Consider the following 26,028-nt stretch of genomic DNA (forward strand, 5'->3'; position numbering starts at 1 on the left):
AGCTGCAGGTCACAGCCTTGGGCCGCGATGGGCCGCGACCCACAGCATTGTGAACCCAACCATGCCCCGGACCGCCCTCAGTCTTCCCCGAGGAGTGTCATGGCTCGTGCCCGTGACGAGATGCTCACCATCCCCGAAGTGATCGAAGAGATAGGCGTACCGCGAGCGACGTTCTACCGCTGGCGGCAGTACAAGAAGGGCCCGAAGTCCATCAAGCTCCCGAACGGCGCGGTGCGAATCCGGCGGTCCGAACTCAGTCGGTGGCTCCAGACGCTGGAGGAGAGCGCGTGACGAAGGACACCGACAGCGGAGCCGAGCAGAACAACCGCTCGGCTCCGGAGGGGTTTTCACTCGATGTCCGCCTGTGGAAGGTGTCCAAGGCGCAGAGCAAGACCCGTCCCTACCAACTCCGTTGGAAAGTCGGAGGAAAGGTAAGTAGCGCCACCTTCGCTACGGTGGCCCTCGCGGAGAGCCGCAGATCTGAACTGTGGCAGGCAATGCGCCGCGGCGAGGCATTCCGCATCACGGATGGTTTGCCTGAATCCGAGGTACGTGCCGAGGTCAGTGCGGAGCAAACACGTGAGGAACTGCCCTGGTTCGCGTTCTGCCGCGAGTACATGGCGATGCGCTGGCCGACTGCCGCGGCCAAGACCCGTGAGAGCATCGCCGACGGGCTCGCCGCGGTGACGCTGGCTCTGGTGGAGCAGGAACCTAAAATGCCGTCACCGGAAGAGTTGCGTCTCGCCTTCCGGTGGGCGGTTGTTCCCAAGAACGCCGAGCTTGACCCGCCGGAGGAACTTGAAGACGCGTACGGGTGGATCTTCAAGAAATCGCTTCTCGTCTCCTCGTTGGAAGACCCGAAGATTCTTCGCGATGTTCAGTATCGGATTTCCTTCAAACTGGACGGCGCCCCCGCAGCGGGGGAGACCTCCCGTCGCCGTCGGCGCGCGCTCAGCACCGCAGTTGAATACGCCATCGAGCGCAAGCTTCTAACGGAGAACCCACTTACTGCCATCAAGAGGGTGAAGAGTTCCTCATCGGACCGTGTGGACCCCCGCGTTCTCGTGAACAAGACGCAGGCCGCTCAACTACTCGCATCGGTCTCGTACGTCGGGACATGGGACCGCAAGAAGGGCCGGCGCCTGGTGGGCTTCTACGCGGTCATGTACTTCGCGGGGCTCCGCCCGAGTGAGGCTGTGGGCCTCAAGAAGACTGATTGCTTTCTCCCGGAGAAGGGGTGGGGCGTTCTGACGCTTCACGACACGCACCCCGTATCGGGCAGGCAGTGGACCGACAGCGGAGAGCGCCACGATAAGCGCGGCCTGAAGTCGAGGGAAGCCAAGGAAGACCGACCGGTCCCGATCCCCCCGCCACTCGTGGCCATGCTCCGTGCCCACCTGAAGGAGTTCGGCACGGCCAAGGATGGGCGGCTCTTCACGAACGAGCGGGGCGGTCTCGTGGGCAGCAGCACCTATTGGCGCGTGTGGCGGGACGCTCGGGAGTACGCGCTGCCGCCGGACCTTCAGACGTCCATCCTCGGCGGGCGGCCGTACGACCTGCGGCACACGTGCATCACGACGTGGCTGAACGCCGGAGTGCCCGTGGCCGAGGTCGCCCGTCGGGTCGGCAACTCGCCCGAGGTGATCCATCGCGTCTACGAGGGGTGCATCTACGGCCAGGAGGAGGTCATGAACAAGAAGATCGAAAAGGAGCTGGATTGGCCCGAGTGACGGGTCAGTCTGGTTTGCGGCCGGGGCACGCGGATGTGCGATGCGCCCCGGCTATCGGCTAGCTAGGTAGCCGTTGTAAGCAGGAATGCCAAGCTGCGAGGTTGCCGGAGATCGCCTACCCTGAAGGTGCCACCAATTGGCCGGGAGGCATCATGACCAGCTATACACCAGGCACCGGCGCAGAGCCACGCACCGGCGCAGAGCCCATCATGCTGCTTATCCCCGAAGACAAGCAGCCTGACGTGGAGGCGCTAATAAACAGCGGAAAAGTTGTCAGGGCCACCGCTAAAAGCACCGGGACTAGCTGTGATGGGTCGGGGCCGGGCTGGGTATGCGGCGACAAGGACGAAGACCAGCCTTGCACTTAGCCCCGTTCCCTCACTTCGGTGTGGTGGTAACTTAAGCCGCCACACCGAACGTGCCGCATCAATCACCGTCTGGCGGGTCGATGCCAAGATCACCACGGACTCAAGCTGACGATCGCCCTCTCCCTTTCGTCCTCAGGGTTGCCACAGAGTGGATTGCCATGGATAACGAGGCAATTACAGGAGAGAGCTTCTTCCTGCGAAGCACTCGACTGACGGGTAAGATCTTGACTACGAAAGATGGTCGGGACATAGAATTCTCCGACCTGGGGATCGACCCGTGATCTTGGTCATTTCAAACTCTGAATTCGATGGCCATGTCCCGCCAGTCACAGCCGAGCTCTCTCGGCGCGGAAGGCACTTTGTAATCTACAATCCTGCTACGTACCCTGATAAATCGTCGCTCACCCTGGAGAGCAGCTCCGATGCCATCAAGGCGTTCTTGAGCATAGATGATTCACTTATAGATCTCTCTTGCGTGACAAGCGTATGGTATCGGCGACCAGGAGACTTCGCCCTTTCGGATAAGCTGTCTCCGGAAGAGGATAGATGGCTTCGAGCTGAGTGTCGCAGTCTCTTCCAGGGATTCTGGAGCGGCGAGTTCCTACCTCAATGGGTAAGTAACCCCGAAGCCATCAGGAAGGCCAGCCTGAAGGCGGCACAACTTAAGGTCGCCATGGAAATGGGCTTCACTGTACCTCGCTTCACCATTACGAATGACGTGGACCGGGCGTCCCGCTTCATCGCCTCATGTCGCCAGGGGACGATCGTAAAAACACTTGGTAACCCCTCCATCTCCTACCCTGACCTAAATGGAACGATATACACGCATCTGGTTTCCAATCAAGATATGGACCTGATATCCTCAGTGCGTTTTGGCCCTACGTACCTTCAGGAGTGCATAAAGAAGAGAATGGACGTCCGAGTCACCGTAATTGGTGAAAAAGTGTTCGCTGTAGGTATTGACTCGCAAAACTTCGAAGAATCCAGCATCGATTTTCGGCGCAGTCAGATATACACCTTGCCCCATCATCCAATCGAGCTGCCCAGAAATTTGAGTAGGTTGTCCATCGAGCTGGTAGGTCGACTCGGGTTGAGATTTGGCGCGATTGATTTCATTCTGACACCCGATGGGGATTACATCTTCCTGGAAATTAACCCTAACGGGCAATGGTATTGGCTCGAAGAAATAACGGGCCTACCGCTGGTTGCAGCTATGTGCGATTTGCTTACTGCCGGAGCAGGTTTTCCTGCTGGGTGAATCTAGGATTACATGCGATCTCGGCGGAGGCTTCTATGTCTGGTGAAAATAGCCGGTCGAACATTCTTCCTTGTACAGAAGATGGCGATATGGCAAGCGGGGGGCCATCCGACCTGACTATCCCGATCGGCCGGCAAGTCATTGAGTTGCCGGCCGCTATTGCGGAGCGGTTGCGGTCAGTTACTAGTTTGGACCTGCGACTGAATGCCACGCAAGTCTATATTACCAGGGTAGACAGTGCCTATAGGATGTACCTAGGAGATGTCTGCCATGCGGACTTAGATGGCTGAATGGCCCACCGGCCGTCGGCAACATGACGGCGAGGACCTGTCGCGGGAAGTTATTAACTAGAAACTCCAAGGGTTCTATTCGAGAATCTAGAGGAGGTTTAACGGCTGAGGTTGCGGCGGTTGGAGGTCGAGCTCAGTTCGGATCCATAGCGGCTGAGGTGTGTCAGTGATGTGGGGTACTAGTTCTGAGAGCTACTCTGACCGGTCCCCTTGGTATTGGCGCGTCGTTCTTTGAAGACCGTGAACTGTGCTGCTAGAACGTAAAGGTAGTCCAGAAGTGCCTCAGCGAGGGCCAGTGCGTCGGCAGCGTCCTCGCGGCTTACCCCTGTACCAGTGAAGTGCGCTCCCTGGTTACCGAGAACTCAAAGTTCCTGAGCCCACTCCAAGAGCCGTCCATGGATTCTGCCCTCGTTCTTGAGCTGCTCAAGCATCTTGACAAGAGGCTTGGGTCGGCCGTTCGCGCCCGCCACTCCCTGCTCGCTGCAAACACCTTCGAGCGTGCGGCGGACCATGACGGCCGTGGCTGTGTACGCCTTGGCCTTAAAGCACTGACGTGCTTCCTCGTGTTCTCGCCGCAAGGACTGAGGAACGTGATGGCTCAAGGGGCGGAGCTGCTCGGGCCAGAGCACGTCCGGACCATCCCAGCCTTGCGCGTAGTCCACATCGACGGTGAGGAATGGTTCGTTGCAGACGCTGCATCGGGCCAGCTCAAGCAGGTACGGCGGCTCTTCCACGCCACCGCCGGCGGCTTCGCTGGCGATCGTGGCCAACGCGGGCTTCTCACAGTGTGGACATATGAGGGGGAAGGTGTGCCCGACCCTGTACTCACGGCTCATGAGGCCAGGCTAGTGATGACGTGTACGTTGCGTGGCTAGATCGCCACGTCTATCGCAGGTCTATCGTGACCAGTGCGCAGCAGTGACAAAGGGCGGGACTCAGTGAGACTGAGTCCCGCCCTTTTGCGTCGGCATCCGCCCTGGTCAGCGCTTGATTTCTGCTGATCCTCGGCGAGTGCCCCCGGCAGGATTCGAACCTGCGCACACGGCTCCGGAGGCCGTTGCTCTATCCCCTGAGCTACGGGGGCGTGTCCGCTGTTGAGCTGGTGCTCGCTCGCGGCGACGGGTAGAACACTAGCAGGTCCGACGGGGTGATCAGGAACGTGTTTCTGCGGGCCGGGACCAGGGTGGTCGGCCGCGTGCGGGGGAACGGGTCCCCTGTACGGGGCGGAAGTGGGGAAAACCCGGACGCGGTGGCCGGTCCCGACCTACTCTCGACGTGTGCCAGGCGCCTCGGGTCGGGTGCTTGTTGTGGACGACAACAAGGTCATCCGACAGCTGATCAGGGTCAACCTCGAACTGGAAGGGCTCGAGGTCGTGACCGCGGCCGACGGTGCCGAGTGTCTGGACGTGGTGCACCAGGTGCGGCCCGATGTGGTCACGCTCGACGTCGTCATGCCCCGGCTGGACGGTCTGCGCACCGCGGCCCGCCTCCGCGCCGATCCCCGTACGCATCATCTGCCCCTCGCCATCATCAGCGCGTGCACCCAGTACGAGGTCGAGAGCGGCCTCGACGTCGGCGTCGACGCCTTCCTCGCCAAGCCCTTTGAACCGACCGAACTGGTCCGCCTCGTCAAGCGGCTGATCCGGCGCGGCGACGGGCATGAGGGAGAAGGGCGCGGGGGAGACGGAGGGCTCCGGGGCGGCGGGGACGGGGATGAGGACGGTAGCGGTGACCGGGGCGGGGAAGGGGACGACGGCGGAGCCGGCGACGGCTTCGCCGACGGCGTTTCCGGCCGGATCTCCTACGGCGGTTAGGGCCCCCACAGCTCGGAAGCCGCAAGAGTCGCCGTCCGAACGTCCCGTACGTCGGAACCCGCCGCCGTCCGTGCCACGGGAGAACCGGCTCGCCTACCCACCCCCCTCCTCCCCTACGCTTGTCCCGTGACCCCCGTCGAGTTGTCCCGCACCGTGCTGCACGCGGTGCGTCGTGCCGTCGACGACGGGGAGCTGAGCGTGACCGTGCCCGAGCGGGCCGTGGTGACCGAGCCGGGGCCCGGAGGGTGTGGGGACTACGCCACCACCATCGCCCTGCAGCTCGCCCGGCCGGCCGGGCAGCCGCCGCTGCGGGTCGCCGAGATCCTGCTGCCCCGGCTCGCCGGCGCCGACGGCATTCGTGAGGTCGTCGTCACCGGGCCCGGATTCCTCAACATCAGCCTTGCCGAGCAGGCCGACCTCGTCACCGCCGTGGTCCGCGAGATCCGGGCCCGTGGTGCGGCGTACGGGCACGGCGACGCCCTCGCCGGGCAGGTCGTCGTGCTGCGCGTGCCGTACGAGGTGCGGGCCGAGGTCGTCGCCGACGCGGTCGTACGGATCGTCGCCGCGCAGGGCGGGCGGGCCGTCGTGGAGCACGCCGAGCCCGTCAATGTGCGGCCCGTGCCCGCGCCGGAGGACCCCGCCCCGCTCGGGCCCGACGCCGCCCGGTGGGCCCTGCTGCACCCCGCCCCGCACGACCGACCCCGGATCACCGCCGACCACCTCGTCCAGCGGGAGGCCAACCCCCTCTTCCGTGTCCGGTACGCCCACGCCCGCGTCCGCTCCGTCAGCCGCAACGCCGTCCGTCTCGGCTTCAGCGCCGAACCCGGCCCGCTCGACCCTGACAGCGGCACCCCCACCGGCCCCGCCACCGCGCAGACCGGCTCCACCACCGGCCTCGCCACCAGCAACGAAGCCGCCGCCGTCCGCGACCTCCTCACCCCCCTCGCCGACCACCCCCGTATCCTCGCCGCGGCCGCAACCCACCGTGCCCCGGACCGGCTTGCCCGTCATCTCGTCACCGTCGCCGATGCCGTGCTGCCGTTTCTGCCCTTCGTGCTGCCCTGTGGTGAGGAGAAACCCTCGGCCGCCCACCGTGCCCGGCTCGCGCTCGCCGAAGCCGCCGGGACGGTGCTGGCCGGCGGCCTGTCCCTGCTCGGCATCGACGCACCCGAACATCTCTGAGGCCCTTCGCGAGAGAAGTCCCTGAGAGAGACGAGAGAGTCTGAGAGTCACCGTCATGAGCCGTTCCGCCCACCCCGCCGGGCCCCGTCACGCCGACGTCCTGTCCGAGGGGCACTACTCCGCGCCGCCCGCCGATCTCAACGTCCTCGACCCCAAGGTGTGGGCCCAGACCGTCGTGCGCGACGCCGACGGGGTCGTCACCGTCGGCGGCGTCGACGTCAACCGGCTCGCCGAGGAGTTCGGCACGCCCGCCTACCTCCTCGACGAGGCCGACTTCCGGGCCCGGGCGCGCGCCTGGCGTACCGCCTTCGGGCCCGGCGCCGACGTGTTCTACGCGGGCAAGGCGTTCCTCTCGCGTGCCGTCGTGCGCTGGCTGGAGGAGGAGGGGCTGAACCTGGACGTGTGCTCCGGCGGCGAGCTGGCCACCGCCCTGTCCGCCGGTATGCCCGCCGAGCGCATCGCCTTCCACGGCAACAACAAGTCCACCGGCGAGATCCGCCGCGCCGTCGAGGCCGGGGTCGGGAGGATCGTTCTCGACTCCTTCCAGGAGATCGTGCGGGTCGCCCATGCGGCGCGGGAACTCGGCAGGCGGCAGCGCGTGCAGATCCGTATCACCGTCGGCGTCGAGGCTCATACGCACGAGTTCATCGCCACCGCCCACGAGGACCAGAAGTTCGGGATTCCGCTCGCCGGCGGGCAGGCCGCCGAGGCCGTGCGGCGGGCCCTTCAGCTCGACGGGCTCGAGCTGATCGGGATCCACTCCCACATCGGGTCGCAGATCTTCGACATGTCGGGCTTCGAGGTGGCCGCCCACCGCGTGGTCGGGCTGCTCAAGGACATCCGGGACGAGCACGGGGTCGAGCTGCCCGAGATCGACCTCGGGGGCGGCCTCGGGATCGCGTACACCAGCGACGACGACCCCCGTGAGCCGCACGAGATCGCCAAGGCGCTGACCGAGATCGTCAGCCGGGAGTGCGAGGCCGCCCGGCTGCGGACCCCCCGGATCTCCGTCGAGCCGGGGCGGGCCATCGTCGGGCCGACCGCCTTCACGCTCTACGAGGTCGGCACGGTCAAGCCGCTCGACGGGCTGCGGACGTACGTCTCCGTCGACGGCGGTATGTCCGACAACATCCGTACCGCGCTGTACGACGCCGAGTACAGCGTCGCTCTCGTCTCCCGCGTCTCCGACGCCGAGCCCATGCTCGCCCGTGTGGTCGGCAAGCACTGCGAGAGCGGGGACATCGTGGTCAAGGACGCGTTCCTGCCCGCGGACCTGGCGCCGGGCGATCTCATCGCCGTACCGGCCACCGGTGCGTACTGCCGGTCCATGGCCAGCAACTACAACCATGTGCTCCGGCCGCCCGTCGTCGCCGTGAAGGACGGCGAGGCCCGGGTGATCGTCCGGCGCGAGACGGAGGAGGACCTCCTGCGTCTCGACGTCGGCTAGGCCCGGCGACAGGGCTGGAAGATCTCCGGTCTGCCCGGCCCGTACAAATGAAATTCATGTCTCACGATCCGGACCAAGGGTAGAAACTCCCGTCCGGTGAGTGAGACTGGTCCAACCGTAGACGGTATGAGGAAACGAGGTCGGATGATGCGTACGCGTCCGCTGAAGGTGGCGCTGCTGGGCTGTGGGGTTGTCGGCTCAGAGGTGGCGCGCATCATGACGACGCACGCCGACGACCTGGCCCAGAGGATCGGCGCCCCGGTGGAACTCGCGGGCGTCGCCGTGCGCCGGCCCTCCAAGGTCCGTGAGGGCATCGACCCGGCGCTCGTCACCACCGACGCCACCGCCCTGGTCAAACGCGGGGACATCGACGTCGTGGTGGAGGTCATCGGGGGTATCGAGCCCGCCCGGTCCCTCATCACCGCCGCCCTCGAGCACGGCGCCTCGGTCGTCTCGGCCAACAAGGCCCTGCTCGCCCAGGACGGGGCCGCCCTGCACGCCGCCGCCGAGGAGCACGGCCGGGACCTGTACTACGAGGCCGCCGTCGCCGGCGCCATCCCGCTGATCCGCCCGCTGCGCGAGTCCCTCGCCGGCGACAAGGTCAACCGCGTGCTCGGCATCGTCAACGGCACGACCAACTTCATCCTCGACAAGATGGACAACACCGGCGCCGGGTATCAGGAGGCGCTCGACGAGGCCACCGCCCTCGGGTATGCCGAGGCCGACCCGACCGCCGACGTCGAGGGCTTCGACGCCGCTGCCAAGGCCGCCATCCTCGCCGGTATCGCCTTCCACACGCGCGTGCGTCTCGACGACGTCTACCGCGAGGGCATGACCGAGGTCACCGCCGCCGACTTCCGCTCGGCGAAGGAGATGGGCTGCACCATCAAGCTGCTCGCCATCTGTGAGCGGGCCGCGGACGGGGCGTCCGTGACGGCGCGCGTGCACCCCGCCATGATTCCGCTGACCCACCCGCTCGCCTCCGTGCGCGGCGCGTACAACGCCGTCTTCGTGGAGAGCGACGCCGCGGGCCAGCTCATGTTCTACGGCCCCGGCGCCGGCGGTTCCCCCACCGCCTCCGCCGTGCTCGGCGACCTCGTCGCCGTCTGCCGTAACCGGCTCAACGGTGCAACGGGGCCCGGTGAGTCGGCGTATGCCGCCCTGCCCGTCTCGCCCATGGGCGAGGTCGTCACGCGCTACCACATCAGCCTTGACGTCGCGGACAAACCGGGCGTGCTCGCCCAGGTCGCGACCGTGTTCGCCGAGCACGGCGTTTCGATCGACACGGTTCGGCAGCAGGGCAAGGACGGCGAGGCCTCCCTCGTCGTCGTCACCCACCGTGCCTCCGACGCCTCCCTGTCCGGGACCGTCGAGGCGCTGCGCAAGCTCGACACCGTGCGGGGTGTCGCCAGCATCATGCGGGTTGAAGGAGAGTAACCAGCAATGACCCACCAGTGGCGCGGAATCATCGAGGAGTACCGGGACAGGCTGCCGGTATCCGACACCACGCCGGTCGTGACGCTCCGCGAGGGTGGCACGCCCCTCGTGCCCGCGCAGGTGCTCTCCGAGCGCACGGGCTGTGAGGTCCACCTGAAGGTCGAGGGGGCCAACCCCACCGGCTCCTTCAAGGACCGCGGCATGACCATGGCCATCAGCAAGGCCAAGGAGGAGGGGGCGAAGGCCGTCATCTGCGCCTCCACGGGCAACACCTCCGCCTCGGCCGCCGCCTACGCGGTGCGTGCGGGCATGGTGTCGGCCGTCCTCGTGCCGCAGGGCAAGATCGCCCTCGGCAAGATGGGCCAGGCCCTCGTGCACGGCGCGAAGATCCTCCAGGTCGACGGCAACTTCGACGACTGCCTCACCCTCGCTCGCGCGCTGAGCGAGAACTACCCGGTGGCGCTGGTCAATTCGGTCAACCCGGTGCGGATCGAGGGCCAGAAGACGGCCGCCTTCGAGATCGTGGACATGCTCGGCGACGCGCCCGACATCCACGTCCTCCCGGTCGGCAACGCGGGCAACATCACGGCCTACTGGAAGGGCTACCGGGAGTACGCCGCCGACGGCGTCGCCACGAAGACCCCCCGGATGTGGGGCTTCCAGGCCTCCGGCAGCGCCCCGATCGTGCGCGGCGAGGTCGTCAAGGACCCCTCGACCATCGCCACCGCCATCCGGATCGGCAACCCGGCCTCCTGGCAGTACGCGCTGGCGGCCCGCGACGAGTCCGGCGGTGCCATCGACGAGGTGACGGACCGTGAAATCCTGCGCGCCTACCGGCTGTTGGCCGCGCAGGAGGGCGTCTTCGTGGAGCCAGCCTCCGCCGCTTCCGTGGCCGGTCTGCTGAAGGCCGCCGAGCAGGGCAAGGTCGACCCGGGCCAGCGGATCGTGTGCACCGTCACCGGCAACGGTCTGAAGGACCCCGACTGGGCCGTCGCCGGCGCTCCGCAGCCGGTCACCGTCCCGGTCGACGCGGCCACCGCCGCCGAGCGCCTCGGCCTCGCCTGAGCGCCCGACAGCGCCCGACCCCGCACCCCGGGAAACCCCTGACAGGGTGCACAGGGGGCTTACGACACGCATCGTGCGCCTCCTGTGCGCCCTATGTCGCCACAGAACCTTCCTTCGATAGGCTGTACTGAACCCGCCCACCGCATATGCCCTGGCGTGTGGCACGGGGCCGCGCCGTCTTTGCGGCCCGACGGGTCTTCGTACGTCATCGGATGTCCACCGAATTTCGGTCGAATGTCCATCGAGTCCATCGAGCGTCATTCGACCGTCACGCAGCTCAAGGAGAGTCAACGAGCGATGGCCGGTCCAGCGTTCCGCGCCGCCGCCGTCCGGGTGCGCGTTCCCGCCACCAGCGCCAATCTCGGCCCGGGCTTCGACGCCCTCGGCCTCGCGCTGGGGCTCTACGACGACGTCGTCGTCCGGGTGGCCGACTCCGGGCTGCACATCGACATCGCGGGCGAGGGCAGTGAGACCCTCCCGCGCGACGAGAGCCACCTTCTGGTCCGCTCCCTGCGCACCGCCTTCGATCTGCTGGGCGGACAGCCCCGTGGCCTGGAGATCGTCTGCGCCAACCGCATTCCGCACGGCCGGGGCCTGGGTTCCTCCTCCGCCGCCATCTGCGCCGGCATCGTCGCCGCCCGCGCCGTGACCATAGGCGGCGAGGCCCGTCTGGACGACGCCGCGCTGCTGGAACTGGCCACCGAGATCGAGGGTCATCCGGACAATGTGGCCGCCTGTCTGCTCGGCGGTTTCACCCTGTCCTGGATGGAGTCCGGCGCCGCCCGTGCCATCAGGATGGAGCCGAACGATTCCATCGTTCCGGTGGTTTTCGTGCCCGGAAAGCCGGTCCTGACCGAGACCGCGCGCGGCCTGCTCCCGCGCACCGTGCCGCACGTGGACGCCGCCACCAACGCGGGCCGCGCCGCCCTGCTCGTCGAGGCCCTCACCCGGCGCCCCGAGCTGCTGCTGCCCGCCACCGAGGACCGCCTTCACCAGGAGTACCGTGCCCCGGCCATGCCCGAGAGCATCGCGCTGGTGGAGCGGCTGCGCGCCGACGGCATCCCGGCCGTCATCTCGGGCGCCGGACCCACCGTCATGGCCCTCGCCGACGCCGGCACCGCCGACAAGGTCGAGGCCCTGGCCGGCACCGACTGGGCCGCCAACCGGCTGAGCCTGGACATGCAGGGCGCGAGCGTGCTGCCGCTCGCGACCTCCGGTGTTGATTAACTGCACACGGTTGCCGGATTTGGAGAGGGGGAATGTTTGTTGGATCCGGTAGTGTTAATCTCAAGTCTGCACCCGACCCCACCATGGCGAGGTGCCTCGTGTCCCCGTCCGGGACAGACATTCTTCCGGGAGCCTCCCACGCCACTCCGTGTCCCTTGCGCCGTACATGGGCAGTACGACGTACGCGGGCATTGAGCCGGCCGCCGGGCACGCTCCGGAATTGGTGCTACCACGCCAAGTGACACTGGGTGCCACGGCACGCGGAAGCGCCATCACCAGCAAATTCTCTTCCGCCGCTTTGGCGGACCACCGCCCCGGCGCGGTTCACAGAAGACAGGACCGTAGCCGGACAGCACAACCGGTCGCCGAGCCAGACAGGCCGACGTCCGCTCCAGGGAAGGACCCTTCGTGAGCGACACCACCGATCTGATGGGCGCACGTGTCGAGGAGACCGCTGCCGCGCCCGCCACGGACGCCTCCGCGCCTGCCACCGGTGCCGGCTCCCGGCGGCGCCGTGGTACCGGCCTCGAGGGCATGGTGCTGGCCGAGCTGCAGCAGGTCGCCTCGGGCCTCGGCATCAGGGGCACAGCGCGGATGCGCAAGAGCCAGCTGATCGAGGTCATCAAGGAGGCGCAGGCCACCGGGGGCGCCGCCCCCAAGGCCGAGGCCGCCACCGAGACCAAGCCCAAGCGCCGCGCCACCTCCAAGGCCCGTACGGGTGAGGCCGCCGACGGCGAGAAGAAGGCCGAAGCCCCCGCCGAGAAGGCCGTGGCCCAGCAGCAGATCGAGATCCCCGGCCAGCCGGCCAGCGACGACGCCCCCACCGAGCGCCGTCGCCGCCGTGCCACCGCCGAGGCCGGCGCTCCCGCCGCGAGCAGCGCCGAGACGGTCGCCGCCGAGGCGAAGAGCGAGGCCAAGGCCGAAGCGCCGGCCCAGCAGCCGCAGCAGCAGGGTGACGCCAAGGGCGACGCCGGTGACGGCGAGGGCCGGGGTCGCCGCGACCGCCGTGAGCGAGGCCGCGACCGCGACCGCCGTGGCAAGGGCGACGACCAGCAGGGCCAGGGCGGCGGCCGGCAGGACCGCCAGGACCGTCAGGACCGGCAGGACCGTCAGGGTCAGCAGCAGGGCGGCGGCCGTCAGGACCGGCAGGACCGCGGTCAGCAGCAGCAGGACGACGACGACTTCGAGGGCGGCCGTCGTGGCCGTCGCGGCCGCTACCGCGACCGCCGTGGCCGTCGTGGCCGCGACGAGATCGCCGAGCCGCAGCTCGCCGAGGACGACGTCCTGATCCCCGTCGCGGGCATCCTGGACATCCTCGACAACTACGCCTTCATCCGGACGTCCGGCTACCTCCCGGGTCCGAACGACGTCTACGTCTCCCTCGCCCAGGTCCGCAAGAACGGCCTGCGCAAGGGTGACCACGTCACCGGTGCGGTCCGCCAGCCGAAGGAGGGTGAGCGCCGCGAGAAGTTCAACGCGCTGGTCCGCCTCGACTCCGTCAACGGCATGGCGCCCGAACACGGCCGTGGCCGCCCGGAGTTCAACAAGCTGACCCCGCTCTACCCGCAGGACCGCCTCCGCCTGGAGACGGACCCGGGCGTGCTGACCACCCGCATCATCGACCTCGTGTCGCCGATCGGTAAGGGCCAGCGCGGCCTGATCGTGGCCCCGCCGAAGACCGGCAAGACCATGATCATGCAGGCGATCGCCAACGCGATCACCCACAACAACCCCGAGTGCCACCTGATGGTCGTCCTGGTCGACGAGCGTCCGGAAGAGGTCACCGACATGCAGCGCTCGGTCAAGGGCGAGGTCATCTCCTCGACCTTCGACCGTCCGGCCGAGGACCACACCACGGTCGCCGAGCTGGCCATCGAGCGCGCCAAGCGTCTGGTGGAGCTGGGCCACGACGTGGTCGTGCTGCTCGACTCGATCACCCGCCTGGGCCGTGCGTACAACCTGGCCGCCCCGGCCTCCGGCCGCATCCTGTCCGGTGGTGTCGACTCGACCGCGCTCTACCCGCCGAAGCGCTTCTTCGGTGCGGCCCGCAACATCGAGGACGGCGGCTCGCTGACCATCCTCGCCACCGCCCTGGTGGACACCGGGTCCCGCATGGACGAGGTGATCTTCGAGGAGTTCAAGGGCACGGGCAACGCCGAGCTCAAGCTCGACCGCAAGCTCGCCGACAAGCGCATCTTCCCGGCGGTGGACGTCGACGCGTCCGGTACGCGTAAGGAAGAGATCCTGCTCGCCCCCGACGAGCTCGCCATCGTCTGGAAGCTGCGTCGGGTGCTGCACGCCCTCGACCAGCAGCAGGCGGTCGAACTGCTCCTCGACAAGATGAAGCAGACGAAGTCGAACGCGGAGTTCCTGATGCAGATTCAGAAGACGACGCCGACGCCGGGCAACGGCGACTGACGGCAAGCGAGTTCGGGCCGCCCCCTGTCACTTCGGTGACAGGGGGCGGCCCTTTGGGTGCCGGGGTACCCGGGGTGCATGGACAAGGCACCGGAAAGCCGCAAGCGAGATCTTTGCCACAAGCGCTTCCATGGGCTGCGGTTTCCACGCTTACGACATCCGGAGCCGAAGCCCCAGGTCAGCGGGAATCTCCCGCCCCCGTGCGACTACACAGCGTGCCCATAGTCGCACGCGGTGGACACGCAGCGTTGTGCAACTCTTTCCCGAGTTTCTCCGTCTGACCGTACGGAGCGACGATGGAGCGGTGAGGACGCCGCCCGACCCTGAAAGCAGGGGGTACCAGACCGACGAGACCTAGGAGCGATGTGTCCGCCGAGAGCACGCCGGAGCCCGTCATACCGGAGCCGGACGGGGCAGGTCCCCGCCGGGGCAAGGGACGCCGCCGCAAGGCCCGCAGCAAGGGCCGCAAGGCGCTGCTCGTCACAGCCTGGACCGCCGCGGGGGTGGTCGTCCTGGGCGGCGCCGGTGTCGGGTACGTGTACTTCAAGCTCAACGGCAACCTCAAGAGCCTCGACATCAACCAGGCCCTCGGCGCCGACCGGCCCACGAAGATCGACAACGGCTCCGAGAACATCCTCGTCCTCGGCTCGGACAGCCGCTCCGGCTCGAACAAGAAGCTCGGCGGCGGCACCGACGACGGCAGCGCCCGCTCCGACACGGCGATGATCGTCCACGTCTACGAGGGCCACAAGAAGGCCAGCGTGGTCTCCGTCCCCCGGGACACCCTGGTCGACCGCCCCGCGTGCAGGGACACGAACGGCACCATGCACCAGGCCGCGTCCGGCGTCATGTTCAACGAGTCCTACGGCACAGGCGGCGCCGCCTGTGCCGTGAAGACCGTCGAGTCGATCACCGGCATCCGCATGGACCACTATCTGGAGGTCGACTTCGCGGGCTTCCAGAAGCTCGTGGACGACCTCGGCGGCGTCCCGGTCACGACGACCAGGAACATCGACGACCCGAACAGCCACCTGACCCTCCAGGCCGGCACGCACACCCTGAACGGTCAGCAGGCGCTCGGCCTGGTCCGCACCCGGCACGGCGTCGGCGACGGCTCCGACCTGGGCCGCATCCAGCTCCAGCAGGCCTTCGTCAAGGCCCTGATCAACCAGGTCAAGCACATCGGCGTCTTCACCAACCCGACGAAGCTGTACGACCTCGCCGACACCGCCACCAAGACCGTCACCACCGACTCCGACCTCGGCTCGGTCAACGCCCTGACGGACTTCGCGGACGGCCTCAAGGGCATCGGCGCCAAGAACATGACCATGGTCACCATGCCGGTGCAGTACGACCCGGCCAACCCCAACCGGGTGATCATGGAAACCGGCAAGGCCCGGCTGGTCTGGGACGCGCTGAAGAACGACCGCCCGATCCCGAGGTCGGCCACGGAGGGAACGGCCGCGGGAGAGGCCAAGGGCGTGGTGAGCGGCTGAGGGGCGCCCCACCCGCCCCCAGGAATAGAACACCCGCACCCCCGGTTTGGGTGGATGGCACCAGTCCTGGCAGACTGGTACGTCGGCTCCGGTTCACGCTCCCGCACCCCGCGGCGGCGACCCGGCGCCCTCCCGAAACCTAGGAGACACCTTGAAGCGCGACATCCACCCCGAGTACGTCGAGACGCAGGTCAGCTGCACCTGTGGCGCGTCGTTCACCACCCGTAGCACCATCTCGTCCGGCACCGTCCGTGCCGAGGTCTGCTCCGAGTGCCACCCGTTCTACACGGGCAAGCAGAAGATCCTCGACACCGGTGGCCGTGTGGCCCGCTTCGAGGCCCGCTTCGGCAAGGCCGCCGGCTCCAAGAAGTAGCGAGCCCCAATTCGCCGGTCCACGGCCACGCCCTCGCGAGGGTGTGCCCGGGACCGGCGTTTTTGGTCGCCCGCCCTTCCTTCACCGCAGTAACAGGAGCCCAAGATGTTCGAGGCCGTCGAGGAACTCGTCGCCGAGCACGGCGATCTGGAGAAGAAGCTCGCCGACCCGTCGGTCCACGCCGACCAGGCGAACGCGCGCAAGCTGAACAAGCGCTATGCCGAGCTGACCCCGATCGTCGCCACGTACCGCTCCTGGAAGCAGTCGGGCGACGACATCGAGACCGCGCGCGAGCTGGCCGCCGACGACCCCGACTTCGCCGCCGAGGTCAAGGAGCTGGACAAGCAGCGCGAAGAGCTGACCGAGAAGCTGCGCCTGCTGCTCGTCCCGCGTGACCCGAGTGACGACAAGGACGTCATTCTGGAGATCAAGGCGGGCGCCGGCGGTGACGAGTCGGCGCTGTTCGCCGGCGACCTGCTGCGCATGTACCTGCGCTACGCCGAGCGCGTCGGCTGGAAGACCGAGATCATCGACGCCACCGAGTCCGAGCTGGGCGGCTACAAGGACGTCCAGGTCGCGGTGAAGACCAAGGGCGGCCAGGGCGCCACCGAGCCCGGCCAGGGCGTCTGGGCCCGGCTGAAGTACGAGGGCGGTGTGCACCGTGTGCAGCGGGTGCCCGCGACCGAGTCGCAGGGCCGTATCCACACCTCCGCCGCCGGTGTCCTCGTGACCCCGGAGGCCGAGGAGGTCGACGTCGAGATCAACATGAACGACCTGCGCATCGACGTCTACCGCTCCTCCGGGCCGGGCGGCCAGTCCGTCAACACCACCGACTCCGCCGTGCGCATCACGCACATCCCGACCGGGGTCGTCGCCTCCTGCCAGAACGAGAAGAGCCAGCTGCAGAACAAGGAGCAGGCGATGCGTATCCTGCGCTCCAGGCTGCTCGCCGCGGCGCAGGAGGAGGCGGAGCGGGAGGCCGCCGACGCCCGCCGCAGCCAGGTCCGCACCGTCGACCGCTCCGAGAAGATCCGCACCTACAACTTCCCGGAGAACCGCATCTCGGACCACCGCGTCGGCTTCAAGTCGTACAACCTGGACCAGGTCCTGGACGGCGACCTCGACGCGGTGATCCAGGCCTGCGTCGACGCCGATTCGGCGGCGAAGCTCGCCGCCGCGTAAGACACGTACGCACGTACGAGCACAAGTACGAGTACGACACGGAGGACTCGCGTGAACCTGCTGCTCGCAGAGGTGGCCCAGGCCACCCAGCGGCTGGCCGACGCCGGCGTGCCCTCGCCGCGCAACGACGCGGAGGAGCTGGCCGCGTTCGTGCACGGTGTGAAGCGCGGCCAACTGCACTCCGTGAAGGATGCGGACTTCGACGCCCGCTACTGGGAGGTCATCGCCCGGCGCGAACAGCGCGAGCCGCTGCAGCACATCACCGGGCGGGCCTACTTCCGGTACCTGGAACTCCAGGTCGGACCGGGGGTGTTCGTGCCGCGCCCGGAGACCGAGTCCGTGGTCGGCTGGGCCATAGACGCCGTGCGCGCCATGGACGTCGTCGAGCCGTGCATCGTCGACCTGTGCACCGGCTCCGGCGCCATCGCGCTCGCCCTCGCCCAGGAGGTCCCGCGCTCCCGGGTGCACGCCGTGGAGCTGTCCGAGGACGCCCTGGTGTGGACCCGCAAGAACGTGGCGGGCTCCAGGGTCGACCTGCGCCAGGGCGACGCGCTGAGCGCCTTCCCCGACCTCGACGGCCAGGTCGACCTGGTCATCTCCAACCCGCCGTACATCCCGCTCACCGAATGGGAGTACGTCGCCCCCGAGGCCCGCGACTACGACCCGGAGCTGGCGCTGTTCTCCGGCGAGGACGGCCTCGACCTGATCCGCGGCATCGAACGCACCGCACACCGGCTGCTGCGTCCGGGCGGGGTCGTCGTGATCGAGCACGCCGACACCCAGGGCGGCCAGGTGCCGTGGATCTTCACCGAGGAGCGGGGCTGGGCCGACGCGGCCGACCACCCCGACCTCAACAACCGCCCCCGGTTCGCGACCGCCCGCAAGGCGATGCCGTGAGCACCCCGACGACTTCCATCCCGCAGTACGTGTACGAGGAGGCCCGCTAGACATGGCACGGCGATACGACACCAACGACGCGACCGACCGCGCGACGGGTCTGCGCGAGGCCGCGTCCGCCGTCCGCCGGGGCGAGCTGGTGGTGCTGCCGACCGACACGGTGTACGGCATCGGCGCCGACGCGTTCTCCTCCGAGGCCGTCAACGATCTGCTCGCCGCCAAGGGCAGGGGCCGCAACATGCCCACCCCTGTCCTCATCGGCTCCCCGAACACCCTGCACGGCCTCGTCACGGACTTCTCCGAGCTGGCCTGGGAACTGGTCGACGCGTTCTGGCCGGGCGCCCTCACGCTCGTCGCCAGGCACCAGCCGTCGCTGCAGTGGGACCTCGGTGACACCCGGGGCACGGTCGCCGTCCGTATGCCCCTGCACCCCGTCGCGATCGAGCTGCTCACCGAGGTCGGCCCGATGGCCGTCTCCTCCGCGAACCTCACCGGGCACCCGGCGCCGGAGGACTGCGACGCCGCCCAGCAGATGCTCGGCGACTCCGTCGCCGTCTACCTCGACGGCGGTCCGACCCCGGGCATCGTGCCGTCGTCCATCGTGGACGTCTCGCGCGAGGTGCCGCTGCTGCTGCGCGAGGGCGCGATCTCCCCGGAGGAACTGCGCAAGGTGGTACCCGACCTCGAGGTGGCGAATTGACGGCCCCTGCAGCGGGGCGTGGCATAGGCATCGGGGAGCGTGTCGCGGAGCAGACGACGACGTTCGGCTTTCCGCGCGACACCTTCCGCATCCTCCACGTCAGCACCGGCAACGTGTGCCGCTCGCCCATCACCGAGCGGCTGACGCGGCATTTCGTCGCGGAGCGGCTCGGCGTGCTCGGCGGCGGGCTGATCGTGGAGAGCGCGGGCACCTGGGGTCATGAGGGCGCGCCGATGGAGGCCAACGCGGAGGCGGTCCTGGCCGAGTTCGGCGCCGACACCTCCGACTTCGTGGGCCGTGAACTGCTCGACGAGCACGTCATCATGGCCGACCTGGTCCTGACCGCGACCCGCGACCACCGAGCCCAGGTCATCTCCATGGGCCATTCGGCGGGCCTGCGCACCTTCACCCTGAAGGAGTTCACCCGCCTGGTCCGCGCGATAGACCCGGCCACGCTGCCGCCCCTGGACGAGGGCGTGGTCATGCGCGCCCGCGCCCTGGTCCGCGCGGCCGCGGCCCTGCGCGGCTGGCTCCTGGCGCCGACCGCGGAGGCGGACGAGGTGTACGACCCGTACGGGGCGCCGCTGCCGTTCTTCCGGTCGATCGGGGACGAGATACACGCGGCACTGGATCCTGTGGTGACGGCGCTGACGGGCATGCCCGCGCGCGCCTGATGTGCGAGAGGGACGTGCGCACCGCGCTGACCGGCGTAACCGCACGGACTTAACGGCGTACAAGCGGGCGTAATGGTCGCGCGGGTGCCGCACCCCGGGCCTACATTGGGGTTACGTCACCGTCGACCGCCCGGAGCGCGCCATGTCGGTCACCACCCTGCACGCGACCGATGTCCTGCGGCAGCAGGACCCGGAGCTGGCCGAGATCCTGCTGGGCGAGCTGCGGCGGCAGTCGACGACGCTGCAGCTGATCGCCGCCGAGAACTTCACCTCGCCCGCCGTGCTGGCCGCGCTCGGCTCGCCGCTCGCCAACAAGTACGCCGAGGGCTACCCCGGCGCCCGGCACCACGGCGGCTGCGAACTGGTCGACGTCGCCGAACGGCTCGCCGTGGAGCGGGCCAAGGCACTGTTCGGCGCCGCGCACGCCAATGTCCAGGCCCACTCGGGCTCCTCGGCCGTCCTGGCCGCCTATGCCGCCCTGCTGCGCCCGGGCGACACCGTCCTCGCCCTCGGCCTGTCGCACGGCGGCCATCTCACCCACGGCTCGCCCGCGAACTTCTCCGGCCGCTGGTTCGACTTCGTGGGGTACGGGGTGGACGCGGAGACCGGCCTGATCGACCACGACCAGGTGCGTCACCTCGCCCGCAATCACCGGCCCATGGCGATCGTGTGCGGCTCGATCGCCTATCCCCGCCACTTCGACTACGCCTTCTTCCGTGAGGTGGCCGACGAGGTCGGGGCCTATCTGATCGCCGACGCCGCGCATCCGATCGGGCTGGTCGCCGGGGGAGCGGCGCCGAACCCGGTGCCATACGCCGATGTCGTGTGCGCGACGACACACAAGGTGCTGCGCGGGCCGCGCGGCGGGATGATCCTGTGCGGCTCTCCCGAGCTGGCCGAGCGGATCGACCGGGCCGTCTTCCCCTTCACCCAGGGCGGCGCCCAGATGCACACCATCGCCGCGAAGGCCGTCGCGTTCGGCGAGGCGGCAACGCCGGCGTTCGCCGTGTACGCCCATCAGGTGGTCGCCAACGCACGGGCGCTCGCCGCTCTGCTGGAGGCCGAGGGCCTCACGGTCACCACCGGCGGCACGGACACCCATCTGATCACCGCCGACCCCGCACCGCTCGGTGTGGACGGCCGTACCGCGCGCGGCCGGCTCGCCGCCGCCGGGATGGTCCTGGACTGCTGTGTGCTGCCGCACGGCGACGGCCGCGGCCTGCGCCTGGGCACGGCGGCGGTGACCACGCAGGGCATGGGCGAGCCGGAGATGGCCCGGATCGCGGCGCTGCTGGCGGGCGTGCTCCGCGGCGCCGTCGACCCGGTCCGGGCGCGCGAAGAAGTGCGTGGCCTGGCCGGTGATTTTCCGCCGTATCCGGGCTGAACAAGGGGAGGCGGTGTCCCGTACACCCCGATGTGCGACGTGGTCCACAGCCACACGTGCAACCATCGTGGCTACCCGGCAGTCCCCATTCATATACGTCCATCGCTAGGGTGTGGGGCTGTGATGGCCAGCGAGACCTGTGGGGAAGCCCGTGCGTGAATACCTGCTGACGCTCTGCATCACGGCCGCGGTGACGTACCTGCTGACAGGGCCGGTACGGAAGTTCGCGATCGTGGCCGGGGCGATGCCGGAGATCCGGGCGCGTGACGTGCACCGGGAACCCACTCCGCGCCTCGGCGGTATCGCCATGTTCTTCGGCCTGTGCGCCGGCCTGCTCGTCGCGGACCACCTGACCAACCTCAACGAGGTCTTCGCGAAGTCGAACGAGCCGCGGGCCCTGCTCTCCGGCGCGGCCCTGATCTGGCTGATCGGCGTCCTGGACGACAAGTTCGAGATCGACGCGCTGATCAAGCTGGGCGGCCAGATGATCGCCGCGGGTGTGATGGTCATGCAGGGTCTGACGATCCTGTGGCTGCCCATCCCCGGCGTGGGCAACGTGGCGCTGACCCAGTGGCAGGGGACCCTGCTGACCGTCGCGCTCGTCGTCATCACGATCAACGCCGTGAACTTCGTGGACGGCCTGGACGGTCTCGCGGCCGGCATGGTCTGCATCGCGGCGGGCGCGTTCTTCCTGTACGCCTACCGGATCTGGTACTCGTACGGCATCGAGGCCGCCGCTCCCGCCACGCTGTTCGCGGCGATCCTGATGGGCATGTGCCTGGGCTTCCTGCCGCACAACATGCATCCCGCGCGGATCTTCATGGGCGACTCGGGTTCGATGCTGATCGGCCTGGTGCTGGCGGCGGGCGCGATCTCGATCACCGGCCAGCTCGACCCGGACGCCCTCGCGCTGTTCACGGGTTCGGAGAAGGCGGCGGTGCACCAGACGGTGCCGGTCTACATCCCGCTGCTGCTCCCGCTGACGATCATCGCCGTGCCGGCCGCGGACCTGGTCCTCGCGATCGTCCGCCGCACCTGGCGCGGCCAGTCCCCGTTCGCCGCCGACCGCGGGCACCTGCACCACCGGCTGCTGGAGATCGGCCACTCGCACAGCCGGGCCGTGCTGATCATGTACTTCTGGTCGGCCCTGATCGCCTTCGGCGCGCTGGCGTACTCGGTGAACTCGGCGTCCATGTGGATCGTGCTGGGCGTCGTCTTCCTCAGCGCGGTCGGCCTCGTCCTGCTGCTGCTCCCGCGCTTCACACCGCGCGTGCCGGTGTGGGCGCAGCGGTTCGTGCCGCCGCGCTACCGCAGGCGTCGCCGTGCGATCGAGGCGGCAGCCGAGGCGGCCGTGGCGCACGAGGCGAACGAGGCACAGGAGGCGCAGGAGACCGGCGAAAGGGCGCCTGTCCCGGCCGGTCTCTCGGGCGTCAACGGGGCGACCGCCATTGGCCCTCGTTCGCGTTTTGTCGATCGCCGCTGAGCCGTCTCCGAGTCGGTCAAGGTAAGAATCTGACGAGAGCATTGCCCGCTCATGGGGGAGCAAAGTCCCCTAATACCAGACAAGTGGGCCCGGTTTTTGCACAAACGCGCACTGTCACTCTCATGTGTGACAGCAAGCACACCTAGCAGGTAAAGACCTCATCAAATAGTTTGTGATACGGTTCACGAGAACCCCGGATAGAGCCGAAGGACCGTAGTGCGACGGTCCATTGGTGTGAGGTCTCGATCACTCAGCCCGGGACTACGCTCGTCCATGACGACACCCTGCCCCCTTGTGAAAGCGGAGTTGCCGCCATGCCGTCCAAAGACGCCCGGAACCTTCTGCAGATCGCTGTGCCCACAGCGGTCGCAGGCGCGATCGCTGTCGCCGTGAGCGCCGCGGTCGCAGGGGGCAAGGGCGCGCTCGGTGCGACGGTCGGCACGATACTGGCCATCCTGTTCATGGGAATCGGCCTCTATGTGCTCCAGTGGACGGCAAAAACGCTCCCGCAGCTGTTCCAGATGATGGGGCTGTTGCTCTACGTCGCCCAGCTGCTGCTCCTCCTGATCTTCGTCGCTGTTTTCAAGGACACCTCTCTCTTCAACCCGAAGACGTTCGCCGTGTCGCTCGTCGTCGCGACCGTCGTGTGGATGGCCGCGCAGGCCCGCGCACACATGAAGGCCAAGATCTTCTACGTCGACCCGGACTCCGAGAAGAGCGAGAAGCCCGAGAAGACAGGGCCTTCGTCGTGAGGGGTAGGGGCGGGATAAAGGCTTGTGAGATCTCCTGCTATCGTCCGGTGCCAACTGCGGCATCGCGGGCGCGGGTATCCGAGCTGACGCCTGCTCAATGGCGAGGCTCGAGGGCCCCCAGCCGCCCCCACATCCGTAACACCAGTCCGGTGCCGATCCGCGGCCGTGTGCCGCGCCGACACAACGAGGTTGCCGTACCCATGCGTCATGCCGAAGGAGCCCGCGGTGAGTGCTGACCAGACCCAGCTCGCCTTTGACTGGAGTTGTCGGATCATGTCCGACAACGGGTGCGGCTTCCCGGCCCCGGGCCTGAACTCCTTCCTGTTCAAGCCGCTCTTCACGGTCGGGGGCTTCGAGTTCAACAAGGTGATGCTGCTCGCGCTCGTCACCACGCTGCTCATCGTCGTCATCTTCTCGGCCGCCTTCGGCAAGGCGAAGGTCGTCCCGGGCAAGCTGCAGATGGTCGGCGAGGCCGGCTACGACTTCGTGCGCCGCGGCATCGTGTACGAGACCCTCGGCAAGCGCGAGGGCGAGAAGTGGGTGCCGCTCATGGTCTCCCTCTTCTTCTTCGTCTGGCTCATGAACGTCTGGTCCGTGATCCCGCTGGCCCAGTTCCCGGTGTCCTCGGTCATCGCGTTCCCGATGGTGCTGGCCGCGATCGTCTACATCACCTGGGTCGCGCTCACCTTCAAGAAGCACGGCTTCGTCGGCTTCTTCAAGAACGTCACGGGCTACGACAAGTCGCTCGGCGCCGTGCTGCCGCTCGTCATGGTCATCGAGTTCTTCTCGAACCTGCTGGTCCGCCCCTTCACGCACGCGGTGCGACTCTTCGCCAACATGTTCGCCGGTCACCTGATGCTGGTCATGTTCACCGTGGCCTCCTGGTACCTGCTGAACAGCTGGCTGGTCGTGGGCGCCGGCGTCTCCTTCGTGATGACGATCGCCATGATCCTCTTCGAGCTCTTCGTCCAGGCCGTCCAGGCGTACGTCTTCGTGCTGCTGGCCTGCTCCTACATTCAGGGCGCTCTCGCCGAGCACCACTGAGCCGAACCACCCCCCCCGCCAACCCCCAGTCGTCCGGTGGCCAACCCCCACCGGTCCGTAAAAGAGAAGGAAGAAACGGCATGTCCGCTGCCATCGACCTCGCCGCCGGCGTCTCCGGTTCCCTCGGTTCCATCGGCTACGGCCTCGCGGCCATCGGCCCCGGCATCGGCGTCGGCATCATCTTCGGTAACGGCACCCAGGCCCTCGCTCGTCAGCCCGAGGCCGCCGGTCTGATCCGCGCCAACCAGATCCTCGGCTTCGCCTTCTGTGAGGCGCTCGCCCTCATCGGCATCGTTATGCCGTTCGTGTTCGGTCGGTAATCAACCTCCCACCGACACGTTTCGACGAAAGGCACTGATGTGATCGCCAACCTGGCACAGCTGGCGGCCGAGGAGACGAAGCAGAACCCGCTCGTCCCCGCCGGTCCCGAGCTGCTCATCGGCACCATCGCCTTCGCCATCGTGTTCTTCTTCTTCTGGAAGAAGCTGCTTCCGAACATCAACAAGGTTCTGGAGGAGCGCCGAGCGGCGATCGAAGGCGGTATCGAAGAGGCCGACGCCATGAAGGTCGAGGCCCAGAGCGTCCTTGAGCAGTACAAGGCTCAGCTCGCCGAGGCTCGGCACGAGGCCGCGCGCCTGCGCCAGGAGGCGCAGGAGCAGGGTGCCGCGCTCATCGCCGAGATGCGGGCCGAGGGCCAGCGGCAGCGCGAGGAGATCGTCGTCGCCGGTCACTCGCAGATCGAGGCCGACCGCAAGGCCGCCGCGCAGACGCTCCGTCAGGACGTCGGCAAGCTCGCCACCGAACTGGCCGGCAAGCTCGTCGGCGAGTCCCTCGAGGACCACGCCCGCCAGAGCCGTGTGATCGACCGCTTCCTCGACGAGCTCGAGGAGAAGGCCGAGGCCACGCGATGAACGGAGCGAGCCGCGAGGCCCTGGCTGCCGCCCGCGAGCGTCTCGACGCGCTGACGGACTCCACGTCCGTGGACGCCGCTCAGCTCGCCGACGAGCTGGCGGCCGTCACCGCGCTGCTCGACCGCGAGGCCGGCCTGCGCCGGGTCCTCACCGACCCGGCGCAGCCCGCGGAGGCCAAGGCGGAGCTGGTCCAGCGCCTGCTCGGCGCCCAGGTCAGCGGTTCCACCGCCGACCTGGTGTCCGGGATGGCGCGCGCCCGCTGGTCGCAGCCCCGCGACCTGGTGGACGCGCTGGAGGAGCTGGCGGACATCGCCGACCTCACCGCCGCGGAGAAGACGGGCACGCTGGACGAGGTCGAGGACGAGCTGTTCCGGTTCGGCCGGATCGTCTCCTCCAGCACCGACCTGCGCGCCGCGCTGACCGACCGCGCCGCCGGTACGGCCGCGAAGACCGAGCTGCTGCACCGGCTGCTCGGCGGACGGGCCAAGCCGGTCACCGAGCGTCTGGTCACGCGCCTCGTGACCGTGCCGCGTGGACGTAGCCTGGAAGCGGGACTGGAGTCCCTGTCCAAGCTGGCCGCCGAGCGCCGGGACCGCATGGTCGCCGTCGTCACCTCGGCGGTGCCGCTGAGCGACCCGCAGAAGCAGCGCCTCGGCGCCGCCCTCGCGAAGCTCTACGGCCGCCGCATGCACCTCAACCTGGACGTGGACCCCGACGTGATCGGCGGGATCCGGGTGCAGGTCGGTGACGAGGTCATCAACGGCTCCCTCGCGGACCGGCTGGACGACGCCGCCCGCCGCATGGCGAGCTAGCAGCACCGCAGTAACTCAGAACGTACTTACGGCCCTGGTTGGGCCGTGCAGAGGATTCACCTCTTACAGGGGGGAGTCCCCATC

General features: G+C 68.1%; 24 protein-coding genes and 1 tRNA gene. 23 read left to right on the plus strand and 2 right to left on the minus strand.

The window, feature by feature from the left end; translation table 11 throughout:
* Positions 1-99: 99 nt before the first annotated feature.
* The 3 genes from ADK64_RS21340 to ADK64_RS46060 all read left to right on the plus strand — a co-directional run bounded on the left by ADK64_RS21340 (position 100) and on the right by ADK64_RS46060 (position 3,356).
* Positions 100-291, plus strand: a complete 192-nt coding sequence (locus ADK64_RS21340; protein ID WP_053661387.1) for a helix-turn-helix transcriptional regulator — start codon at positions 100-102, stop codon at positions 289-291.
* Positions 288-1,730 carry a tyrosine-type recombinase/integrase gene (locus ADK64_RS21345; RefSeq protein ID WP_199829672.1) on the plus strand — a complete coding sequence of 481 codons (1,443 nt, stop codon included), beginning with the start codon at positions 288-290 and terminating at the stop codon, positions 1,728-1,730. The genes ADK64_RS21340 and ADK64_RS21345 overlap by 4 nt, the downstream gene beginning before the upstream one ends.
* A gap of 645 nt (positions 1,731-2,375) precedes the next feature.
* On the plus strand, positions 2,376-3,356 hold the full coding sequence (locus ADK64_RS46060) for an MvdC/MvdD family ATP grasp protein (protein WP_159046311.1): 981 nt from the start codon (positions 2,376-2,378) through the stop codon (positions 3,354-3,356).
* A gap of 652 nt (positions 3,357-4,008) precedes the next feature.
* On the opposite strand, the gene ADK64_RS21350 is transcribed toward ADK64_RS46060, so the two are convergent.
* Complete coding sequence (locus tag ADK64_RS21350; protein WP_053661389.1) at positions 4,009-4,482, minus strand: DUF4145 domain-containing protein; 474 nt, start codon at positions 4,480-4,482, stop codon at positions 4,009-4,011.
* A 176-nt stretch (positions 4,483-4,658) separates the two neighbouring features.
* Positions 4,659-4,730: transfer RNA gene (locus tag ADK64_RS21355), tRNA-Arg, on the minus strand.
* Between the two features lie 145 nt (positions 4,731-4,875).
* Between ADK64_RS21355 and ADK64_RS43265 the strand changes: the two genes are divergently transcribed.
* From ADK64_RS43265 to ADK64_RS21455, 20 genes are all read left to right on the plus strand, one after another.
* A complete protein-coding gene (locus ADK64_RS43265) occupies positions 4,876-5,460 on the plus strand; it encodes a response regulator (RefSeq protein WP_078992765.1) in 585 nt (194 codons plus the stop codon).
* A 126-nt stretch (positions 5,461-5,586) separates the two neighbouring features.
* Entirely contained in the window at positions 5,587-6,642 is a 1,056-nt protein-coding gene (gene nrtL, locus ADK64_RS21365; protein ID WP_053661391.1) for an ArgS-related anticodon-binding protein NrtL, read from the plus strand.
* Positions 6,643-6,697: 55 nt separating this feature from the next.
* Positions 6,698-8,089, plus strand: a complete 1,392-nt coding sequence (gene lysA / locus ADK64_RS21370) for a diaminopimelate decarboxylase (RefSeq protein WP_053661393.1) — start codon at positions 6,698-6,700, stop codon at positions 8,087-8,089.
* A 147-nt stretch (positions 8,090-8,236) separates the two neighbouring features.
* Positions 8,237-9,526: a homoserine dehydrogenase gene (locus ADK64_RS21375; RefSeq protein WP_053661476.1), complete on the plus strand. Its 1,290-nt coding sequence runs from the start codon at positions 8,237-8,239 to the stop codon at positions 9,524-9,526.
* Between the two features lie 6 nt (positions 9,527-9,532).
* Positions 9,533-10,591, plus strand: a complete 1,059-nt coding sequence (thrC, locus tag ADK64_RS21380; protein WP_053661395.1) for a threonine synthase — start codon at positions 9,533-9,535, stop codon at positions 10,589-10,591.
* Positions 10,592-10,888: 297 nt separating this feature from the next.
* On the plus strand, positions 10,889-11,818 hold the full coding sequence (gene thrB / locus ADK64_RS21385) for a homoserine kinase (RefSeq protein ID WP_053661397.1): 930 nt from the start codon (positions 10,889-10,891) through the stop codon (positions 11,816-11,818).
* A gap of 408 nt (positions 11,819-12,226) precedes the next feature.
* Positions 12,227-14,236 carry a transcription termination factor Rho gene (gene rho, locus ADK64_RS21390; RefSeq protein WP_053661399.1) on the plus strand — a complete coding sequence of 670 codons (2,010 nt, stop codon included), beginning with the start codon at positions 12,227-12,229 and terminating at the stop codon, positions 14,234-14,236.
* A gap of 365 nt (positions 14,237-14,601) precedes the next feature.
* A complete protein-coding gene (locus tag ADK64_RS21395) occupies positions 14,602-15,732 on the plus strand; it encodes an LCP family protein (protein WP_053661401.1) in 1,131 nt (376 codons plus the stop codon).
* A 151-nt stretch (positions 15,733-15,883) separates the two neighbouring features.
* Positions 15,884-16,105, plus strand: coding sequence for a 50S ribosomal protein L31 (gene rpmE, locus ADK64_RS21400; RefSeq protein WP_016438250.1), 222 nt, complete (start codon positions 15,884-15,886; stop codon positions 16,103-16,105).
* A gap of 105 nt (positions 16,106-16,210) precedes the next feature.
* The gene (prfA, locus tag ADK64_RS21405) at positions 16,211-17,287 is read left to right on the plus strand and encodes a peptide chain release factor 1 (protein WP_053661402.1); all 1,077 of its coding nucleotides are present in this window, start codon (positions 16,211-16,213) and stop codon (positions 17,285-17,287) included.
* Positions 17,288-17,338: 51 nt separating this feature from the next.
* On the plus strand, positions 17,339-18,184 hold the full coding sequence (gene prmC, locus ADK64_RS21410) for a peptide chain release factor N(5)-glutamine methyltransferase (RefSeq protein ID WP_053661404.1): 846 nt from the start codon (positions 17,339-17,341) through the stop codon (positions 18,182-18,184).
* 52 nt (positions 18,185-18,236) lie between these two features.
* Positions 18,237-18,884: an L-threonylcarbamoyladenylate synthase gene (locus tag ADK64_RS21415; protein ID WP_053661406.1), complete on the plus strand. Its 648-nt coding sequence runs from the start codon at positions 18,237-18,239 to the stop codon at positions 18,882-18,884.
* On the plus strand, positions 18,881-19,558 hold the full coding sequence (locus ADK64_RS21420) for a low molecular weight phosphatase family protein (protein WP_053661408.1): 678 nt from the start codon (positions 18,881-18,883) through the stop codon (positions 19,556-19,558). Before ADK64_RS21415 ends, ADK64_RS21420 begins: the two co-directional genes overlap by 4 nt.
* A 142-nt stretch (positions 19,559-19,700) precedes the next feature.
* Positions 19,701-20,942 (plus strand): serine hydroxymethyltransferase, encoded by a 1,242-nt coding sequence (gene glyA, locus ADK64_RS21425; protein ID WP_053661410.1) that lies wholly within the window; start codon positions 19,701-19,703, stop codon positions 20,940-20,942.
* A 151-nt stretch (positions 20,943-21,093) separates the two neighbouring features.
* The gene (locus ADK64_RS21430; protein ID WP_053661412.1) at positions 21,094-22,425 is read left to right on the plus strand and encodes an MraY family glycosyltransferase; all 1,332 of its coding nucleotides are present in this window, start codon (positions 21,094-21,096) and stop codon (positions 22,423-22,425) included.
* Between the two features lie 314 nt (positions 22,426-22,739).
* The gene (locus ADK64_RS21435) at positions 22,740-23,177 is read left to right on the plus strand and encodes a hypothetical protein (protein ID WP_053661414.1); all 438 of its coding nucleotides are present in this window, start codon (positions 22,740-22,742) and stop codon (positions 23,175-23,177) included.
* Between the two features lie 273 nt (positions 23,178-23,450).
* On the plus strand, positions 23,451-24,221 hold the full coding sequence (atpB, locus tag ADK64_RS21440) for a F0F1 ATP synthase subunit A (protein ID WP_053661416.1): 771 nt from the start codon (positions 23,451-23,453) through the stop codon (positions 24,219-24,221).
* Positions 24,222-24,301: 80 nt separating this feature from the next.
* Positions 24,302-24,541, plus strand: coding sequence for an ATP synthase F0 subunit C (gene atpE, locus ADK64_RS21445; RefSeq protein ID WP_009190636.1), 240 nt, complete (start codon positions 24,302-24,304; stop codon positions 24,539-24,541).
* A gap of 39 nt (positions 24,542-24,580) precedes the next feature.
* Positions 24,581-25,132 carry a F0F1 ATP synthase subunit B gene (locus ADK64_RS21450; RefSeq protein ID WP_053661418.1) on the plus strand — a complete coding sequence of 184 codons (552 nt, stop codon included), beginning with the start codon at positions 24,581-24,583 and terminating at the stop codon, positions 25,130-25,132.
* Positions 25,129-25,944: a F0F1 ATP synthase subunit delta gene (locus ADK64_RS21455; protein WP_053661420.1), complete on the plus strand. Its 816-nt coding sequence runs from the start codon at positions 25,129-25,131 to the stop codon at positions 25,942-25,944. The genes ADK64_RS21450 and ADK64_RS21455 overlap by 4 nt, the downstream gene beginning before the upstream one ends.
* Positions 25,945-26,028: the final 84 nt, after the last annotated feature.

Origin of the sequence: Streptomyces sp. MMG1121, from assembly GCF_001280015.1 — a bacterium.
Classification (GTDB): Bacteria; Actinomycetota; Actinomycetes; order Streptomycetales; family Streptomycetaceae; genus Streptomyces.